At 49.3% G+C, this 21,036-nt stretch carries 12 protein-coding genes; 11 read left to right on the top strand and 1 reads right to left on the bottom strand.

Annotated elements, in window-relative coordinates; all coding sequences use genetic code 11:
• Positions 1 to 201: 201 nt before the first annotated feature.
• The 4 genes from DWZ45_RS08690 (at position 202) to DWZ45_RS08675 (ending at position 8,640) form a co-directional block, all read left to right on the top strand.
• Positions 202 to 2,004 carry a VanW family protein gene (locus DWZ45_RS08690; protein WP_181357145.1) on the top strand — a complete coding sequence of 601 codons (1,803 nt, stop codon included), beginning with the start codon at positions 202 to 204 and terminating at the stop codon, positions 2,002 to 2,004.
• 346 nt (positions 2,005 to 2,350) lie between these two features.
• On the top strand, positions 2,351 to 5,887 hold the full coding sequence (nifJ, locus tag DWZ45_RS08685; protein ID WP_118468610.1) for a pyruvate:ferredoxin (flavodoxin) oxidoreductase: 3,537 nt from the start codon (positions 2,351 to 2,353) through the stop codon (positions 5,885 to 5,887).
• A gap of 287 nt (positions 5,888 to 6,174) precedes the next feature.
• Positions 6,175 to 7,098, top strand: a complete 924-nt coding sequence (locus DWZ45_RS08680) for an alpha/beta hydrolase (RefSeq protein ID WP_118468608.1) — start codon at positions 6,175 to 6,177, stop codon at positions 7,096 to 7,098.
• A gap of 144 nt (positions 7,099 to 7,242) precedes the next feature.
• Positions 7,243 to 8,640: a nucleobase:cation symporter-2 family protein gene (locus DWZ45_RS08675; protein ID WP_106999933.1), complete on the top strand. Its 1,398-nt coding sequence runs from the start codon at positions 7,243 to 7,245 to the stop codon at positions 8,638 to 8,640.
• 146 nt (positions 8,641 to 8,786) lie between these two features.
• Here DWZ45_RS08675 and DWZ45_RS14505 read toward each other — a convergent pair whose 3' ends face one another.
• Positions 8,787 to 9,911 (bottom strand): NTP transferase domain-containing protein, encoded by a 1,125-nt coding sequence (locus tag DWZ45_RS14505; RefSeq protein ID WP_182426651.1) that lies wholly within the window; start codon positions 9,909 to 9,911, stop codon positions 8,787 to 8,789.
• 148 nt (positions 9,912 to 10,059) lie between these two features.
• Between DWZ45_RS14505 and DWZ45_RS08665 the strand changes: the two genes are divergently transcribed.
• From DWZ45_RS08665 to codY, 7 genes are all read left to right on the top strand, one after another.
• Complete coding sequence (locus DWZ45_RS08665) at positions 10,060 to 10,923, top strand: FAD binding domain-containing protein (protein WP_118468606.1); 864 nt, start codon at positions 10,060 to 10,062, stop codon at positions 10,921 to 10,923.
• 59 nt (positions 10,924 to 10,982) lie between these two features.
• Positions 10,983 to 11,459 carry a (2Fe-2S)-binding protein gene (locus DWZ45_RS08660; protein WP_107000403.1) on the top strand — a complete coding sequence of 159 codons (477 nt, stop codon included), beginning with the start codon at positions 10,983 to 10,985 and terminating at the stop codon, positions 11,457 to 11,459.
• Complete coding sequence (locus tag DWZ45_RS08655) at positions 11,456 to 13,768, top strand: molybdopterin cofactor-binding domain-containing protein (RefSeq protein WP_118468604.1); 2,313 nt, start codon at positions 11,456 to 11,458, stop codon at positions 13,766 to 13,768. The genes DWZ45_RS08660 and DWZ45_RS08655 overlap by 4 nt, the downstream gene beginning before the upstream one ends.
• A 427-nt stretch (positions 13,769 to 14,195) precedes the next feature.
• On the top strand, positions 14,196 to 15,839 hold the full coding sequence (locus DWZ45_RS08650) for a YifB family Mg chelatase-like AAA ATPase (protein ID WP_118468602.1): 1,644 nt from the start codon (positions 14,196 to 14,198) through the stop codon (positions 15,837 to 15,839).
• Positions 15,840 to 16,117: 278 nt separating this feature from the next.
• Positions 16,118 to 17,350: a DNA-processing protein DprA gene (dprA, locus tag DWZ45_RS08645; protein ID WP_227589739.1), complete on the top strand. Its 1,233-nt coding sequence runs from the start codon at positions 16,118 to 16,120 to the stop codon at positions 17,348 to 17,350.
• Between the two features lie 9 nt (positions 17,351 to 17,359).
• Positions 17,360 to 19,429: a type I DNA topoisomerase gene (topA, locus tag DWZ45_RS08640; RefSeq protein WP_106999929.1), complete on the top strand. Its 2,070-nt coding sequence runs from the start codon at positions 17,360 to 17,362 to the stop codon at positions 19,427 to 19,429.
• A gap of 143 nt (positions 19,430 to 19,572) precedes the next feature.
• Positions 19,573 to 20,373: a GTP-sensing pleiotropic transcriptional regulator CodY gene (gene codY / locus DWZ45_RS08635; protein ID WP_117795465.1), complete on the top strand. Its 801-nt coding sequence runs from the start codon at positions 19,573 to 19,575 to the stop codon at positions 20,371 to 20,373.
• The last annotated feature ends 663 nt before the right edge of the window (positions 20,374 to 21,036 follow it).

Genomic DNA, 21,036 nt, shown 5'->3' with positions numbered 1-21,036 from the left:
AAAGAAGAAGCGCTATACAAAAAACAGAGCGCCTGTGGAAATTTGTACCAGGAAACGGTTGTGGGGATCAAAAAAATTTATAAGTTATTTTAAGAATAATGTTATTTTCTTTTCCTGGAATTGTGCTATACTGTAGCAGGGATATTTTCAAATAAACACATATAATAAAATTTCATGGAAAAGACGGACAGGTGATGGAAAATGAGTGAGTACAACAGAAATTCTTCAGGAGGAAGGAATTTTGAACATAGAGGATTGGAGGGCGGAACGCTGAGTTCGTACAGCAGTACCGGGCATCGTTCGTCGTCCGGAACATCCAGCCATACAAAAAGTACAGCTGCGCACACAAGCACGGGACGCCGGGATACTGCGATGAACCGGGCGGCAGCCGGTCGGAGTGGGCATACTTCCGGGCGTTATAAAAAGAAGAGAAGAAACCGTCTGGATATTACACAGATCCTTTTGATCGTGATCGGTGTCCTGGCGGTTATCCTGATAGCGGCGATTGCCTCCCGCGGGTGCGGTGGGGGCAGCGCGGCAGGCGGGGCGACCGAATCGGATGCCGTACAGGAGAGTACCGTGGCAGATGGAGCGGTGACCGTCAACGGCGTCAATATTTATGGAATGACGCAGGAGGAGGCGCGCAAGGCGATCCTTGATTCATTTGACTGGAAGATGAAGGTCAAATACGAGGACAAAGAGGCCGACGTCACCAATCTGATGGCGGATAAAGTTGATCAGCTTCTCGAGGAGATCTATGCAAGTGATCTGAAACCGGGTGAGACATATGAAGTCAACACGGAAAATATGATCGAGGATGCCAAGGCAGAGGCAGCACTGATTGCCGGAAACTGGAACATGGCAGCCAAGAGCGGCGGTATCTCTGGTTACAATAAGGAAACGGGCAAGTTTGAGTTCAGCGAGGGCACCAAGGGACTTGTCATCGATCAGGACAAGCTGGCACAGGCGATGGTCGATGCGATTGACAAGAAAGAGTTTGATGCCGTTCTGACCGCAGAGACGAAGGAAGTCGCAGCGGATTCGTCGGTACAGGATAAGTACAAGACAATGTCCACCTACACAACCACGACGACCTCCAACAGCAACCGAAACGAGAATATCCGTCTGGCGGTCGCAGCGTTAAACGGAACGATTGTCAAACCAGGACAGGAATTTTCCTTTAACAATACGACCGGTGCGAGAACCGAAGAAAAAGGCTACAAGCCGGCAACCGCATACTTAAATGGCGAGGTTGTCCAGGAGCCAGGCGGCGGCGTCTGCCAGGTATCTTCGACCTTATATAACGCGGTTGTATTTGCGGGGCTTAAAAGTACGGAGCGCCACGCACACAGCTACGAGCCGTCCTACGTTACACCGGGCGAGGATGCGGCAGTCAGCTACGGCGGACCGGACTTCAAGTTCGTCAACAACTCGGAATATCCGCTGGCTATCAAGGCAAGCTTCAGCGCATCTGATCGAAAACTGACGATCGCACTGTATGGAGTTCCGATTCTGAAAGAGGGTGTCAAGATTCGTATGTCTTCTGAGAAGACAGGCGAGATTGATCCGCCGTCTGCGGTTTATACCGAGGATGGTTCCCTGCAGCCGGGTCAGGAAGTGCAGACAAAGGCAGCGACTCCGGGCAGCCGCTGGTCCACGGATCTGGTTACCTATGAGAATGATAAAGAAGTGAGTCGTGAATTTTTTCACAATAGCAGCTATCGTGGAAAGGCAGCGCAAATCAAACGTAACAGTTCCGCTACTGTAGCGACCAACGCAACGGAGACAACGGCGGCAGCAGAGAGCACCGCAGCTGAGACAAATGCAGCTAATGAGAGCACAGCGGCACATGAGACAACCACAGCGGCACCGTCCAGCCCTGACGGCGAGACAAAAGCTCCGACCACGACAGCGGCGGCATCCAACGAAGGACCACAGGAGACAACTCCAGAGCCAGAGGAAACGAACCCGGTTGTGGAAGCAAATGGACCTGGAAGCAATTAAAACCAAGGCAAAACTAAGGTGAAATATAGAAAGTGCTGTAAGATAGATTGCAAAAATGAATGATAAAAGGGCATTCAAGCGGCATTTGAATGAAAAGCACCGCTGGATGGAGAGTCTTTCTTCATCTGGCGGCGCTTTTTTTCATATTTTATGGTTTTATCGACTATCTGAAAAAACAGTAGACAGCTTTTTTGTAATTGTTCGAAAAATAATACCGGATATAAATCAAATTTATTTGCATTTTGACGAGAATTTGTTATAATATTATCAGGTAAATTTCCAGGACAATCTATTTGGGGAGATTTATTACTGAATACATTCACTATCAATAGGAGGAATATTCATTATGGCAAGAAAGATGAAAACCATGGATGGAAACCACGCAGCAGCGCATGCTTCTTACGCATACACCGACGTGGCAGCTATCTATCCGATTACCCCTTCTTCTCCGATGGCTGAGGCTACCGATGAATGGGCAACAGACGGAAGAACCAATATTTTCGGCCACACAGTTCAGATTACAGAGATGCAGTCTGAGGCAGGTGCAGCAGGTGCAGTACACGGATCTCTGGCAGCAGGTGCGCTGACAACCACGTACACCGCTTCCCAGGGTCTGCTTCTGATGATCCCGAACTTATACAAAATTGCAGGTGAGCAGCTCCCGGGCGTATTTAATGTTTCTGCTCGTGCACTGGCCAGCCATGCGTTATCCATCTTTGGTGACCATTCTGATATTTATGCGTGCCGTCAGACAGGCTGCGCGATGCTGTGTGAATCCAGCGTACAGGAAGTTATGGATTTAACCCCGGTTGCACATCTGGCATCCATCAAGGGCAAGATTCCATTCATTAACTTCTTTGATGGTTTCCGTACATCCCATGAGATTCAGAAGATCGAGACCTGGGATTATGAAGATCTGAAAGATATGGCAGATATGGATGCAATCGATGCATTCCGTAAGAATGCACTGAACCCGAACCACCCGTGTCAGCGCGGTTCTGCTCAGAACCCGGATATCTTCTTCCAGGTAAGAGAGGCTTGCAACCCGTACTACGATGCACTTCCGGCGATTGTTCAGGAATACATGGACAAGGTCAATGAGAAGATTGGCACAGACTACAAGCTGTTCAACTACTATGGCGCTCCGGATGCAGAGCACGTTATCATCGCAATGGGTTCTGTCAACGATACCATCGAGGAGACGATCGATTACCTCGTAGCAGCTGGAAAGAAAGTCGGCGTTGTAAAGGTTCGCCTGTACCGTCCGTTCGTAGCCAGCGCACTGGTAGACGCTATTCCGGATACAGTTAAGCAGATTTCCGTATTAGACCGCACCAAAGAGCCAGGTTCCCTTGGCGAGCCGCTTTACCTTGATGTAGTAGCAGCATTAAAGGGTACAAAATTCGATCAGACTCCGATCTTCACAGGTCGTTACGGACTTGGTTCCAAGGATACTACACCGGCTCAGATCGTAGCTGTATATGAGAATACAACCAAGAAACAGTTCACCATCGGTATCGTAGATGATGTTACCAATCTCTCCCTGGAGCTTGGCGCACCGCTTGTTACCACTCCGGAAGGAACTGTAAACTGTAAATTCTGGGGTCTTGGTGCCGACGGTACTGTAGGTGCAAACAAGAACTCCATCAAGATCATCGGCGATAACACCGATATGTACGCACAGGCTTACTTCGATTATGACTCCAAGAAATCCGGTGGTGTTACAATGTCCCACCTTCGTTTCGGTCATAAACCGATCAAATCCACCTACCTGATCCACAAGGCAAACTTTGTTGCCTGTCACAATCCAGCTTACATCCGTAAGTACAACATGGTTCAGGAACTGGTTGACGGCGGTACATTCCTGTTAAACTGCCCGTGGAACATGGAAGAGCTGGAGCAGCACTTACCGGGACAGGTTAAGAAGTTCATCGCTGACCACAAGATTAAATTCTACACCATCGACGGTGTTAAACTGGGTATCGAGACCGGTATGGGCCCGACCCGTATCAATACCATCCTTCAGTCCGCATTCTTCAAGCTGGCAAATATTATTCCGGAGGAGAGAGCGATCGAACTGATGAAGGCTGCTGCAAAGGCAACCTACGGTCGTAAGGGCGAAGATGTTGTTAAGAAAAACTGGGCTGCTATCGATGCAGGCGCTCAGAACGTTGTAGAGATTCAGGTTCCGGAAAGCTGGAAGAACGGCGAGGACGAGGGACTTGAGATGACTCACGCAACCGAGGGAAGAGCAGATGTTGTTAAGTTTGTCAACACCGTTCAGGCTGCTGTCAATGCTCAGGAGGGTAACAACCTGCCGGTATCTGCATTTACCGATTATGTAGATGGTACAACTCCGTCTGGTTCCGCTGCATACGAGAAACGTGGTATCGCAGTCAATGTACCGGTTTGGAATCCGGACAACTGTATCCAGTGTAACTTCTGTTCTTATGTGTGCCCGCACGCAGTTATCCGCCCGATCGCGATGACCGAGGAAGAGGCTGCTGCCGCTCCGGAAGGAACAAAGACACTGCCGCTTACAGGTATGCCGCAGTACAAGTTCGTGATGACTATTTCTTCCCTGGATTGTACCGGATGTGGTTCCTGTGCAAATGTCTGCCCGGGCAAGAAGGGTGAGAAAGCACTTACGATGGTAAGTCTTGACAAGAATCTGGAGGCTCAGAAGGGTTATGACTACGGTCAGACACTTCCGATCAAACAGGATGTCATTGATAAATATAAAGAGACAACCGTTAAGGGAAGCCAGTTCAAACAGCCGTTACTTGAGTTCTCCGGCGCTTGTGCAGGATGCGGCGAGACTCCGTACGCAAAACTGATTACTCAGCTGTTCGGCGATCGTATGTACATTGCCAACGCAACCGGATGCTCCTCTATCTGGGGCAACTCTTCACCGTCCACACCTTACACCATGAACAAGGCTGGCAAGGGTCCGGCTTGGGATAACTCCCTGTTCGAGGACAACGCAGAGTTCGGTTATGGTATGCTTCTGGCTCAGAACGCAATCCGTGACGGCTTAAAGGGTAAGGTTGAGGCTGTGATGGCGGCAGAACAGGCGACCGATGAAGTGAAAGCAGCTTGCAAAGAGTGGCTGGATACTTACGGAATCGGTGCATTGAACGGCGCAGCTACCGACAAGCTGGTAGAGACTCTGGACGGCATCGACTGCCCGAACTGCAAGGATATTGTGAAGAACAAAGACTTCCTCGCTAAGAAATCCCAGTGGGTATTCGGTGGCGACGGTTGGGCTTACGATATCGGTTTCGGCGGTGTTGACCACGTACTTGCTTCCGGCAAGGATATCAACATCATGGTATATGATACCGAGGTTTACTCCAACACAGGCGGACAGTCCTCTAAGGCAACTCCGACCGGTGCAGTTGCACAGTTCGCAGCAGGTGGTAAAGATGTGAAGAAGAAAGATCTTGCTTCCATCGCTATGAGCTACGGCTATGTATACGTTGCCCAGATCTCCATGGGTGCTGATTATGCTCAGACTGTTAAGGCAATCGCTGAGGCAGAGGCATATCCGGGTCCGTCCTTAGTCATTGCATATGCTCCGTGTATCAACCACGGTATCAAGAAAGGTATGGACAAGGCTCAGACCGAGGAGAAACTGGCGGTAGAGTGCGGTTACTGGCACAACTTCCGTTACAATCCGGCTGCAGAGGACAAGAAGTTCACTCTGGACAGCAAGGCACCGACAGGTGACTACCAGGCATTCTTAAAGGGTGAGGTTCGTTACGCATCTCTGGCTCTGAAGAATCCGGATAGAGCCGGCGCGCTGGATGCAAAGAATGAGGAAGAGGCAAAGGCTAGATACCAGTACCTGAACAAGCTCGTTACTCTGTATACAAACAACTAATGAATCACTGATTCATGAATATATGATATACGATATATAAAACGTATGACTGCAGAAGCTCCGTCGAAAGATGGAGCTTTTGTTGTGTAATAGGGAATTCCCTATTACACAACAAGGCACATTCTTTTTTAGGGGGGAAAATTGTATAATAGAGTGTTTTTGTGGTATCCTGTATATGAAAAGGATCTGAAAATTATATGCTTCAATAAAACAGGAAAATAAAAAATATTTCAGGCAATGTTGAGAGAGCTAATTCGGTATAGCATTTAGAAAGCGGGGAAATCAGGATGGCACAGGGCAAAGATTTTTATATTCCATTTCAGGATGGGAGCGGCAGAATCCATGGCATCTGCTGGGAGCCGGAGGAAACACCGTGGGCGGTCATTCAGGTGGCGCACGGTATGATCGAGCACATTGGCAGATACGAAGAATTTGCACAGGCGATGAACCGGGCGGGGATTGCGGTCATCGGGCACGATCATCCGGGACATGGACGGACAGCAAAACCAGGGGAATTGGGCGAGTTCGCGGAGAAAAATGGTGTCCGCCGCGTGAACGGTGCGATGGCGCAGGTGGCACGTTTTGCGAAACACAAGTTTCAGGGCATTCCGCATATTCTTCTGGGGCACAGCATGGGTTCGTTTTTTGGACGCCGTTTTATCACGCATTATGGAGAATGGCTGGACGGCGCAATTTTTATGGGAACCGGAAGCCAGCCGGAACCACTTTTGTGGCTGGGCGGAACCGTCGTGGCAGCGGCAGCGTGGCTGGAAGGAAGAAATGGACGAAATGAGCGGCTGCACCAGCTGGTTCTTGGAAGCTATAACCACTATTTTGAAAAAGGAAAAACGGAACATCAATGGCTGTCGCGCGTGACGGAGGAGGATGAAAAATACGAGGCGGATCCATACTGCCAGTTTTTATTTACCGATGGGGCATTCGTCGATTTTTTTCAGGTCATGCTGGATTTGAAGCGGAAGAGAGGCTTTGATGGGATTCCGAAAAATCTGCCGATTCTGCTGATATCGGGAGAGGAGGACCCGGTCGGAGAAGGCGGACGCGGTGTGCGGCGCGCGATGGAAGATCTGCAAGAAACCGGATGTACCAATGTGGCGATGCAACTTTATCCGGGGGCAAGGCATGAACTGTTTCATGAGATCAACCGGGAAGAGGTATTTGGTGATATTGTGGACTGGGTAAGTAAATTATAAGTAATACTTATATTTACTTAATGAAAAATAATATACAAATGAAAAAACAATCTTTACAGTTCATATGCTTTTTTTTATAATTGAGAATGTTTTGGAAACTGTGTAAAAAGGTAGTTTTAAATTGGGTACAGGGAGAGAAAATCTATGGAAAATGAAAAGAAATTTACGGGACCTGCCTATGAGTTTGAGGCGAAGATGCCGTTAAAACAGGCGATTCCGCTGGGACTGCAGCACGTGCTTGCGATGTTTGTCGGTAACTTGACACCACTTCTGATCATCACAGGCGCCTGTGGTATCACGGGCGGAAACGATCTGGCACAGCTGCAGATCGAGCTTCTGCAGAATGCGATGCTGGTGGCGGGACTGATCACGCTGCTGCAGTTATTTTCGGTTGGTCCGGTCGGCGGCAAGGTTCCGATTATCATGGGAACCAGCTCTGGTTTCATCGGTGTATTCAACAGCGTGGCGGCTACGATGGGCGGCGGTATTTTAGCGTACGGCGCCATTATGGGTGCTTCGATCATCGGCGGTCTGTTCGAGAGTGTGCTTGGATGCTTCTTAAAGCCGCTTCGCCGATTTTTCCCATCGGTCGTAACAGGTACGGTCGTTCTTTCGATTGGTCTGTCATTGATCGGGGTCGGCGTCAATTCCTTCGGCGGCGGCAGCTCGGCGCAGGACTTTGGTTCCATGGAAAATATGCTGCTTGCTATTTTTGTCCTGATTGTGATTCTGGCAGTGAAGCACGGAACGAAGGGATATTTAAGTTCTTCCTCGATTCTGGTCGGAATTATTGCCGGTTATGCTGTAGCATTCATCATGGGTCTGGTGCTTCCGCACACGGGCATTGCAGCGGACGGAACCGAATATACCAAAGCATGGGTATTAAACTGGGATAAGGTAGCACAGGCGAGCTGGATCAGCATTCCGCCGATCGTCCCGGTTAAAATTGTCTTTGATATGCGCGCAATTTTGCCGGTTCTTATCATGTTTATTGTAACCGCTGTTGAGACGGTCGGAGATATTTCCGGTGTCGTTGAGGGCGGTATGGACCGTGAGGCGACCGATAAAGAGCTTTCCGGCGGCGTTATCTGCGATGGACTTGGTTCCAGTATTGCGGCGCTGTTCGGTGTTCTTCCGAACACTTCGTTCAGCCAGAACGTAGGTCTGGTTACAATGACAAAGGTAGTCAACCGCATGGCACTTGCAACCGGCGCGGTATTCCTGATTCTGTGCGGTCTGATTCCGAAGCTGGGTGCGATCGTTTCGATCATGCCGCAGTCGGTACTGGGAGGCGCAGCGGTTATGATGTTCTCTTCGATCGTAGTTAGCGGTATTCAGCTTATCACGAAAGAGAAGATGACTTCACGCAACCTGACCATCGTCTCTGTTGCACTGGGTGTTGGTTACGGCATGGGTGCACATGCAACCATCCTTTCCAAGATGCCGGAAGCAATTCAGCTTGTATTCGGCGGATCTGGTATCGTTCCGGCAGCTTTCATGGCGATTATCCTGAATGTGCTGCTGCCGAAGGATGAGGCGTAAGAAATAGGAAGATTAGAAAAAGGTCATAGGTACATAAAAATATAAGATCCATCTATAAAATATGGAATGTATGGCTGAAAGTGATACGTAGATGGATAAAAAGGGACTGGCATCATGCTGCATGTGTGATGTCAGTCCTTATAGTTTTATTCGATTGTTACCAGATTCTCCAGGCGTTTGAGCTCCTCCGGCGTGTCTACATCCATCAATTCCTCCGGCACTTCGGCAGTCACATACTGGACAACGTCCGGATGCTGGCGGAGAACATGGCTTCCGCCAGCTTTTTCCGGCAGATGGAGCAGTTCGTCAAAATATGCCCGGTCGAAGAGAATCGGGCTTCCGACGGTGGTTGAGACGGAAGGTTCGGGAGAAGCCGTCATTTGGACGCTGCAGAGCTGTACGATCGGTGATTTTTCTGCAATTCCTGAATTCTGAGGCAATTTTGATTTCAAAATGGAAAAATCAGAATCTGGGAAAACAGATTCAGAGTGACCTGGTGATATTTTGCATTCGAGATAGCGCCGGCATATCCGTTCCAGTGTCCGTGGACGCAGAAGCGGCTGATCGCCGAGTGCAAAGAGACAGCCTGATAAATCCGGGTGCCTTTTTAACATGTGTGTAAGTCCCAGGCAGAGCGCCTCGTTCCGATTGGGAAGTGTATGAATCAGCACCGGAATTCCCAGGGACTGACAGTAATCGTGAACCTCCCGGGAGCGCGTCACAACGAGACGATCGGCAAAGAGCGGAACAGAACCGGTCACATCCAGAACCGAGTGGATGAGCGGAACACCGTGGAACGAAGCCATGAGCTTGTTTGAGCCGAAACGTTTTCCAAGACCAGAGGCCATGATGATGCAGGCGATCCGGACCTCGTTTGAATTTTGCAAACAAGTGAAAGAGGGCGTTTGTGTTCCAGAAGAGAAAAAAACAGATTTCCGCCTGCAAAAAAATTCTTCATATAATTGTTGCCCACTCTCCGTACATGCATCCCGATATGCCTCATACTTAGCTAGAAACTCCCTTGCCTCCGCCGTCATCTGGCTGCCACCGCCGCCTTTTCCGCCGGTGGTGCGGACGGTCAGCGGAAATCCAAGTGTGGTTTCGGCATCGCGGATAATCCGAAGTGCCTTTGTATACGCCATATTCATGGACAGGGCGGCGGAGCGGAGCGAGCCGGTTTCTTCGATGGCATGAAGAAGCTGACAAGGACCTTCGCCAAAGAAACGCTGGTTTTCGTCGTTGCAGAGGTAGGTACGGATGAATGGTTTCATAGTTTTTATCAAATCCTCCTAATCTTTTCTGGAAAAAGGGGCCTCGTTGTATTTTAAAAATAACAACGGAATTATACCATGTTTTATGCTATAATAAAAGATGGATAATTTTGTTATTTAAGAAATAGATGAAAAAGAGGAAAAACCTATGATGACGATTCGAGAATATAAACGGGTAGAAAGCCTGGAGGAAGCCTGGGAGCTGAATCAGAAAAAAGCGAACCGGGTGATAGGCGGTATGATCTGGCTGAAGATGAGCCGGGGCAATGTAGGAACCGCGATTGATATTTCAGGGCTGGGGCTGGATCAGATAGAGGAGACAGAGGATGCGTTTGAGATTGGCGCGATGGTTACCCTGCGCCAGCTGGAAGAACATCCGGGATTGGCGGCATACACAGACGGTGCCATGCGCGAGTCGGTGCGCCATATCGTCGGCGTGCAGCTTCGGAACCTGGCGACAGTCGGAGGCAGTATCTATGGCAGATTTGGATTTTCAGATGTCCTGACGATGTTCCTGGCGATGGACACCGAAGTGGAACTTTACAAAGCTGGACGGATGCCGTTGGTGGAATTTGCAAAACAGATCGGCGGCCGGGACATTTTAGTCAAATTAATTGTCCATAAAGACAAAGCCGTATATCACTACCAGTCTGTGCGGAATACGCAGACTGATTTTCCAGTGCTGACCTGTGCGGCGGCGAAACGGGCGGATGGAGCATATCGTTTTAGCATCGGTGCGCGTCCGGGGCGTGCTGTGTTGTTCGAGGCATCAGCGGAGACAATACAGGCGCTTATAGAGGAAAAGCAAAAGGCTGAAACAAAAGCAGATGCGGATGCCGATACCAGAGAAAAGCAGGACAAGACGCAGACCGGGAAGAAAGCAGCCTGTCTTGCAAAGTGGATCTGTGATCAGGTTCGGACATCTTCAAATATGCGCGGCAGCGCTGAATACCGGAAACATTTAACCGGTGTTCTGATAAAGCGGGCGGTGCGTGTGCTGGAAGAGTGCTAAACGAAATAGGACAATAAAATGATCGTATAACAGTATGAATATTAGGAGATTCACATATGATGCAGATAACGATTACTCTAAATGGAACGAAGATTTCCCCGGAGATTGAACCGGATACGCTTCTGATTGATCTGGTACGCAGTCAGGGCTGTTACAGTGTCAAGCGCGGCTGCGAGACGGCAAACTGCGGACTCTGTACCGTATTTCTGGATGAAAAACCAGTGCTTTCCTGTTCCGTGCTGGCGGCGCGGGCGGACGGTCACAGCGTGACGACGCTGGAAGGACTCCAGGAGGAGGCAAAAGAATTTGGCGCATTCATTGCCGATCAGGGAGCCGAACAGTGCGGCTTCTGTAATCCAGGCTTTATCATGAATGCGCTGGCGCTGTTCCGGGAAAAAGAGTTCCCGGAGGAGGATGAAATCCGCGAATATCTGGCAGGAAACCTGTGCCGCTGTTCCGGTTATGAAGGACAGCTTCGCGGCATTCTGGCATTTTTAGACTGGAAGAGAGAAAAACAGAAGGAGGCGGCAGAATGAGAGTAGTCAATACTTCTGTACGAAAAAAAGATGCGATGCAGCTGGTAACCGGACAGCCGGTTTACGTGGATGATCTGGCGCCGCAGGACTGCCTGATCGTCAAACTTCTGCGTTCCCCGTATGCGAATGCGATGGTAAAAACGATCAACACCGCGATCGCAATGAAAGTTCCGGGCATCGAGGCAATTTATACCTGGGAGGATGTGCCGCAGGATGCAAAGCGCTACACACAGGCGGGGCAGACATACCCGGAGGCGAGCCCGTATGACCGTCTCCTGATCGACCGCCATGTCCGTTTTCAGGGCGATATTGTGGCGATTGTAGCAGGAAAAGATGAAAAATGTGTCGATAAAGCACTCCGCCTGATCAAGGTACAGTATGAAGTCTTAGAGCCGGTTTTGGATTTCCATACGTCAAAGGACAACCCGATCCTGGTTCACCCAGAGGACAACTGGGAGAGTCTTGCTCCGGTCGGCGCAGACAACAAGCGCAACCTCTGCGCGCACGATGAGTGCGGCAACGGGGATGTCGAGGCGGTTTTAAAGGACTGCGACATCGTGATTGACCATGTATATCACACAAAGCCGTGCCAGCAGACGATGATGGAGACATTCCGTACCTATTGTTCGATCGATACCTACGGAAGATTAAATATTTTAAGTTCCACGCAGATCGTGTTCCACTGCCGCAGAATCGTGGCAAATGCGCTTCATATCCCGAAGTCGATGGTGCGCGTGAGCAAGCCGAGAATCGGCGGGGGGTTTGGTGCGAAGCAGACGGCGGTCTGTGAAGTCTATCCGGCATTCGTTACCTGGATGACGAAAAAACCGTCGAAGCTGATTTATAGCCGGATGGAGGCACAGACGGCGTCTTCGCCGCGCCATGAGATGGAGATGCATGTGCGTCTGGGCGCGATGAAGGACGGCACGATCCGCGGCATCGATCTTTACACATTGTCCAATACCGGTGCTTACGGCGAGCATGGACCGACAACCGTTGGACTGTCAGGACACAAATCGATCCCGTTGTATGGAAGTGTTGAAGCATTCCGCTTTATCAGCGATGTTGTCTATACGAATATCATGTCGGCAGGCGCGTACCGTGGCTATGGTGCGACACAGGGACTTTTCGCGATCGAGTCGGCGGTCAATGAGCTGGCAGATCAGATTCAGATGGACCGCTTTGAGATCCGCCTGAAAAACATGGTTAAAGAGGGTGATCTGATGCCAGCATATTATAATCAGGTTAATACAAGCTGCGCACTCGACCGTTGTGTAAAAAAAGTGCGTGAGATGATCGGCTGGGAAGACAAATATCCGGTGCGTGACATGGGCAATGGCAAGGTCCGCAGCGTCGGCATGGGTATGGCGATGCAGGGATCGGCAATCACGGCGATGGATGTCGGAAGTGCCCGTCTCAAAGTCAACGACGAAGGGTTCTATACATTGTCGCTCGGAGCGGCAGATATGGGAACCGGCTGTGACACGATTCTGGCGCAGATTGCGGCGGAAGTGCTGGAATGCCCAATCGACGCGATCACGGTGCTGGGCGCGGACACGGATTCATCCCCGTATGACTCAGGTTCTTATGCATCGAGTACGACCTATCTGACCGGAAAAGCGACCGAACGGTGTGCGCTGCGCCTGCGTGAGCAGATCTGTAAACTGGGTGCAGAGCTTCTGGGCGTCCCGGCGGATGCAGTGGAATTTGACGGAAAAGAGGTATTCACAACCGAAAAAGCCGGGGATGAGACGAAGAAGATCGCTCTGGCTGATATCGCAACGGCATCCATGTACGGGCATGAAATTCCGCTGGAGGTAACCGAGTCGAGAACCGCCCACATTTCCCCGCCTCCGTTTATGGCAGGTGCGGTTGAGCTTGAGATTGATATGGAGACAGGCGAAACCAGCGTTATTAATTATGCGGCAGCGGTAGACTGCGGTACACCGATCAATCCGAATCTGTCCCGCCTGCAGGTTGAGGGCGGTCTGATGCAGGGAATCGGCATGGCGCTGACGGAAAATATTACCCGCAATGCACAGGGGGGTGTGCGTGAAAATTCCCTGATGCAGTATAAGATTCCGACCCGGATTGACTATGGACATTTAAACGTTGAATTTGAGAGCAGTTATGAGCCATCTGGTCCGTTCGGAGCAAAGTCGATCGGCGAGATTGTTATCAACACGCCGCTTCCGGCGATTGCTGATGCGGTGTACAATGCAGTCGGAAAACGATTCTATGAGCTTCCGATCACGCCGGAGCAGATTGCACGCGCGGCGGCAGAGAAGCTGGGAGAAGATTTTATTTAAAGAGATAGATTAAAAACAAAAAGCTGCAGCAGAATGTTATATGTTAGCATTTTGCGGCAGCTTTTTGTTTTTGTGTGCGCACAATGTCAATTAATTAGTGTCATAGTTCTAAGCTGTTTTGGCTTGCATTCTGCCGCAGGTCTATATATAATGAAAGAGTGAATATCTATTTTAGGTCTGGTAAATCTGATTTCATGATTCAAATCTATTTATTTTAATTTCAAATCAAATTCAAGTAGAATCTCTTTTATCTCAGTTGATAAGACCCCACCTCTTTTGGGTGATATCAATTTCAGAGAAGATAAGATTGTTATAATATATTTTTAATTCTAAAAATTCAAAATATCATTAAAAGTATCCAAATTTTAAGCCTGTATGATATGAAAAATACAAGGCAAGGTAAAAAATCAATAATAGGGGGAGATATATGTTCAGTAAAATAAACAGTTTCAGCACCCGCGGCATCGATGGCTACCGGATCACGGTGGAAGTTGATGTGAGCAACGGATTACCGAGTTTTGTCATGGTGGGCTACCTGGCAGAGGAGGTGCGGGAGGCGCAGGAGCGCGTTCGGACCGCACTTCGGAATGCGGGGTTTTGCCTGCCGCCGAAGCGGATCACGGTCAATTTATCGCCAGCCGGGGTGCGGAAAGAGGGAACGGGGTGTGATCTGGCGATCGCGGCAGGAATTTTGAGGTGCTTGTGGGAACAGGGTGAAAAGGCAAAAATAAGAAAGACGGATGAAACCTGCCCGGAAATGGATGGGATGGAAGATGAGGAGAACAATTCTGCACCGGATTGGGACCAATGGGCGTTTATTGGTGAACTGGGTTTGGACGGCAGCATCAAGCCGTTGACCGGTGTTCTCTCGATGGTCTATGAAGCGCGCCGCTGCGGAATGAAACGGGTTTTTCTATCCGAAGAGAATGTACAGGAGGGACGGGCTGTGGATGGAATCGAGATCGTCGGAGTCCGGGATGTGAAAGCGCTGACGGGTTGCCTGCAGCATCCGGAACAGATTCACGGACAATGGTTCACACCAGATCTGTTTCAGGCGGGACAGGAAGAATTTGACGTCGATTTTGATGAGATCGTCGGACTTCCGCTGGTGCGGCAGGCAACCGAGGCGGCAGCAGCGGGTCGTCACAACATTCTCTATATCGGACCGGCTGGAACGGGAAAAACGATGGCAGCGCGCCGTATTCCGACGATTTTGCCGCCGCTTACGCTGGAGGAAAGTATTGAAGTCTCGAAGATATACAGTATCTGCGGTCTCCTGAAGCCGGACACCCCGCTGGTTTTGCAGCGTCCGTTCCGCAGTCCGCATCACAGCACGACTGCGCAGGCGATGGCAGGCGGAGGACGAAATCCGAAGCCCGGGGAGATCTCACTCGCCAGTTATGGAACCCTCTTTTTAGATGAGTTAACGGAGTTTCAGCCGAAAATTTTGGATCTGCTGCGTCAGCCGATGGAGGAAGGAAGCATCACGGTTTCCCGTCTCAACCAGACGGTTGTATTTCCGGCAAAAACGATGATTGCGGCGGCGATGAATCCCTGCAAATGCGGTTTTTTCCCAGATTTGGGAAAATGCCGTTGTACTCCAACCCAGATCCGCCGGTATCTGAACCGCGTTTCGGGACCATTTTTAGATCGGATCGATATTGGGGTGGAAGTACCGCGGCAGGATTTGGGGATGATGGCTGCAGAGAAAAGTATAGATGAGGGGAGTTTTCCACAGACAGAGCAGAGAAATTCCTCCGCTGTCATGCGCGCCCGCGTCATGGAGGCGCGCGATCGACAGGAAAAGAGGTTTGCAGACGAATCTATCTCCTACAACAGTCAGATGACCCGCCGCCAGATCGAAGAGCATTGCCGTCTATCCGGGGAAGATGCGGTATTTCTGGAGAAGGTCGAACGGCAGCAGGGAATCAGTGCCAGGGGACACGGAAAGATTTTAAAAGTAGCGCGCACACTTGCCGATCTGGATGGACAGGCGGAGATCGGGCGGACGCAGTTGGCGGAGGCGATTGGATTCCGGAGTTTTGAAAAAAAATATTGGGGGAGTCTCTGAAAAGAAGCATGTCTAAAAGATCGAAAGAATAAAAAGTTTAACAAGGGTTGTAATTGTTATATCAGATGTGAGATGACTCCCACCTCTTCAGGTGGCGAGAAGCAAATTAGTATCAGTGGTGGGAGCCAATCCCCCATCTGATATAGCCTCCGGCAGGATTGCTTAAGATGCGCAAAAGAAGTATGTCATGCTTTGCATGACGCGCATCTCGCAGCAAGAATGCCGAGGCATTCTTGAAGGTAAAAGGCAGCCGATCTGACATATATAGGGGGAAAGATATGGAAATAGGAAAAGAAGAGAGCAATGTACAGAATGCTCAGCTTTCTATGCAGGAACTATATGGAAAAACACAGGAACCGCCGCATAAAAAAGTGCTTCTGACAGAAAATATGCAGTATTCCGACCGTGAGCGCATCCATGCCTACTGGTTATCGAGAGTGGATGGAATCGGCGCGGTGACGGCGGCTAAATTATATGAATCGTGCGGCAGTTTTGAGGGAATCTATGAGCGGGTTTTATATAATAGGAAGAAACTGGATCCGTTTATATGTTCCTTTCTCGGAAAGGCTATGAAAAAGGGGCTGGGGGAAGCGGTTCCGCTCTTCAAACAGCGCGTGGAAGAATACGATAGGCTGGAGGAACAGGGGGTACGTTTCATTCTGTGCGGAGAGGCGGCATATCCGAAGCGCCTGATGCATATCTATGATAAACCGATGTGGCTGTTTGTGCGTGGAATGCTTCCAGAAGATGCGAAACCATCCGCGGCAGTCATCGGGGCGCGCAGCTGTACGCCGTATGGACGACAGGAGGCAGAGTATTTCGGCCGGATTCTGGCAGAAAACGGCGTGCAGGTAGTGAGCGGCATGGCGCTGGGGATCGATCAGGCGGGGCATAAGGGGGCGATGGATGGCGGCGGACTGACGTATGCCGTGATGGGCTGTGGGATTGACACCTGTTATCCGCCATCCGGCATCCGACTGCATGCGCGCATCCGTGAACAAGGCGGCATATTGTCAGAATATGGACCGGGTGTACCGCCGACGGCATCCCATTTTCCAATCCGGAACCGGATCATCAGCGGACTTTCCGACCTGGTGCTGGTCGTGGAAGCACGAAAAAGAAGCGGCTCCCTGATTACGGCGGATCTGGCGCTGGAGCAGGGAAAAGAGGTATTTGCGCTGCCGGGACGGCGCATCGATCCGCTCAGTGAGGGCTGCAACCGGCTGATTGCACAGGGAGCGGGGATCGTGACGAAACCGGAGGATGTGTTGGATTTCTTCCATATAAAATGTAAAAATTCTTGTAAAAAAACAATAAAATCAGTAAATGCACTTGCCAAGTCGGAAAAAATGGTGTATAGTTGCCTAGATTCACAACCGAAACATCTGGAAGCGGTCATGAAAAGCTGTGGGGTGACAGCAGGGGAATGCATGACTGCGCTTTTAAATCTGGAAATGCAGGGATTGATCCTGCAGCCAATGAATCAATATTACGTTAGGAAGATTGTATAGAGGTCTGTTATGGCAAAAAATCTGGTTATTGTAGAGTCTCCGGCGAAAGTCAAGACAATTAAAAAATTTTTGGGTTCCAACTATGAGGTGGACGCCTCCGGCGGTCATGTGCGCGACCTCCCTAAGAGTACGCTGGGAGTGGACGTAGAGCATGGATATGAGCCGAAGTATATCACCATCCGGGGAAAGGGCGATGTGTTGGCGCGTCTGCGGAAAGAGGTTAAAAAAGCAGATAAGATTTATCTCGCAACTGACCCGGACCGCGAGGGAGAGGCGATCTCCTGGCACCTGATGAAAGCATTAAAGCTGGATGAACAGAAAGATAAAAAGGTTTACCGTATCAGTTTCAATGAGATTACAAAAAACGCCGTCAAGGCATCTTTAAAAGAGCCGCGTGCCATCGATGAAAATCTGGTGGATGCACAGCAGGCGAGACGTATGCTCGACCGTATGGTGGGTTACCTCATCAGCCCGCTTCTCTGGGCGAAGGTCAAGAGAGGACTCAGCGCCGGTCGTGTGCAGTCGGTCGCGCTGCGTATGATCTGCGACCGTGAGGAAGAGATCAATGCGTTTATACCGGAAGAATACTGGACGCTGGATGCACAGCTCCACGTACATGGCTCCAGAAAGAAGCTGACCGCCCATTATTACGGCGATAAGGACGGCAGGAAGGCAATTCACAGCAAAGAGGAAGTGGAGGCGCTTATGAAGCGTCTGGAGGGCTGTGAGTACGAAGTGCGAGATGTGAAGCTGGGCGAGCGCGTGAAGAAGGCGCCGATCCCGTTTACGACCAGTACGCTGCAGCAGGAGGCATCCAAGACGCTGAATTTCTCAACGCAGAAGACGATGCGCCTTGCCCAGCAGCTCTATGAGGGCGTGGATATCAAGGGACGCGGCACAATCGGTCTGATCACCTACCTGCGTACCGATTCCACCCGCATCGCGGCAGAGGCAGATGCGGCGGCGAGAAGCTATATCGGCGACCAGTTTGGGGCAAGTTACGTGTCCGAGGCGCCGGCGGCGGCAAAATCAGATGCCAAGATCCAGGACGCACACGAGGCGATCCGTCCGACCGACATTACACTGACGCCGGTACAGGTAAAAGAACAGCTTTCCAGAGACCAGTTCCGTCTGTACCAGCTTATCTGGAAGCGCTTCACGGCGAGCCGGATGCGCCCGGCGGTTTACGAGACAACCTCCGTCAAGGTAGCAGCCGGAGAGGAGCTTTTCACCCTGTCGGCGTCCAAAATCAAATTTGACGGCTTCATGTCCGTCTATTCACAGGACGAGGATAAAGAGACCGACGGCGTTCTGAATGAGTCGCTGGAAGCAGGCATGAAGCTGGATTTAAACCAGTTAGAACCGGCACAGCATTTTACACAGCCACCGGCACATTATACAGAGGCGTCGCTCGTCAAGGCGCTGGAAGAGCAGGGCATCGGACGGCCAAGTACCTATGCACCGACCATCACGACAATCATCGCGCGCCGCTATGTAGCGAAGGAAAATAAGAACCTCTATGTGACGGAGCTTGGCGAGGTAGTCAATCGGATGATGAAGAAGGCGTTCCCATCCATCGTCGATTTGCAGTTTACGGCAAATATGGAGTACCTGCTCGACAGCATCGGGGACGGCACGATCGGCTGGAAGACCGTTATCGAAAACTTTTATCCGGATCTTGACAAGGCGGTTAAAGAAGCGGAGAAGACGCTTGAGAGCGTCAAGATTGCAGACGAGGTGACGGATGTGATCTGTGACCAGTGCGGGCGCAACATGGTAATTAAGTATGGTCCGCACGGCAAATTCCTTGCCTGCCCGGGATTCCCAGACTGTAAAAACACGAAGCCGTACCTGGAAAAGATCGGCGTGAAGTGCCCGAAATGCGGTGGTGAGATTGTCATCCGTAAATCGAAAAAGGGCAGAAGATATTACGGCTGCGAAAATAACCCGGACTGCGATTTTATGACCTGGCAGAAACCGTCAAAAGAAATGTGTCCGAAATGTGGACATATTATGCTCGAAAAGGGAAATAAGCTTCTTTGTTCTAACGAAGCCTGCGGTTTTGTAAAAAACTCATAAAAACTCTTGAAATAGATATTAATTATTAAAAAAAATGAAAAATACAGAAAAACTCTTGCTATTATACGAAAATCGTGTTACAATTCTTACAGGTTAGGATCGAATTCTAATTTACGATAAAGGCAAAGGAGGTAACTGGTAAAATGAGCGTTCAATTACTGGACAAAACTAGAAAAATTAATAAGTTATTGCACAACAACCATTCTCATAAGGTTGTGTTCAATGACATTTGTGAAGTCCTCAGTGACATACTGGAATCCAATATTCTCGTAATCAGCAAGAAAGGTAAAGTACTCGGAGTTGCGATTCATGAGGGTGTGGATGAGATCGAAGAGTTGATCAAGGATCAGGTCGGCGGTTTTGTTGACCGTATGTTGAATGAACGCCTTTTAAGCGTTTTGTCAACGAAGGAAAATGTCAACCTTGCCACATTGGGATTCGCCGAGGAGAACGTGAAGAAGTATCAGGCGATCATCACGCCTATTGATATATCCGGTGAGAGACTGGGTACTCTGTTCATCTACAAATCAGATGCACAGTACGACATCGACGATATCATCCTGAGTGAGTACGGAACCACTGTTGTCGGACTTGAGATGATGCGTTCTGTCAACGAGGAGAATGCAGAGGAGACAAGAAAGATCCAGATCGTTAAATCAGCGATCAGCACCTTGTCCTTCTCCGAACTGGAAGCAATTACCCACATCTTCGATGAGCTGGAAGGCAACGAGGGCATTCTGGTAGCCAGCAAGATTGCAGACAGAGTCGGCATTACCCGTTCCGTTATCGTCAATGCACTTCGCAAGTTTGAGAGTGCAGGCGTTATTGAGTCCCGTTCGTCCGGTATGAAGGGAACCTACATTAAGGTTCTGAACGATGTTGTATTTGACGAGTTGAAAGCGTTAAAAGCGCAGAACTCAGCACGTACTCTTCAAAATAGCTAAAACGTGCAAAAAAATCGCCCAAAAGGGCAGAAAAAAAGAACCAAAACTTGGCAAGGAAAATAGACAAAACGCAGTTGAGGAAACTCAACTAAGGTGTGAGGGAAGAAAGAAGAACTCTGAAAAAAGGGTTCTTCTTTTTTTTATATTCAAAATCACATCTTCACGATTTTTGATAAAAAACTCGAATATATAGCCGAAAATCAGGATTTAAATCAAAAAAATCGAGAAAAAAATCGAAAACGAACTATTTTTCCACTTTTGAAAAAGAAAAAAGGAAAGAAAATCCGAAATATAGAACGGAATTTTTAAGGAAAAATAGGAAAACAGAAAAACGAAAACATGAAAAAAGAAAGGGGAGGAGAAAAAAAAGAAAAGAAGAAACCAGAAAAACGAAAATAAAGCTGTTTCTTCTATATATAATGCCTGTTGTTTTAGTATTTTTCATTGTACTTTACTCTAGGGCGATTTTTTCGCACGTTTTTGCTGTTTTTCGCAGGACGGGATGAAGAACAACCGTCCGTCATCCAATGTATAAAAACATATAAGACATTTTAAACAAAAACAAAAGTTTTGACAAAACGTGAAAAAGTGTGAGGGATAAAAAAGGACTCTATGCGAATATAAGGTAAATAGTATAATAAATATCAATAAAGCCTTATATTA

Origin of the sequence: Clostridium sp. AF32-7AC, from assembly GCF_003477925.1 — a bacterium.
GTDB lineage: Bacteria > Bacillota > Clostridia > Lachnospirales > Lachnospiraceae > Otoolea > Otoolea fessa.
This window is presented reverse-complemented; position numbering and strand designations above follow the sequence as displayed.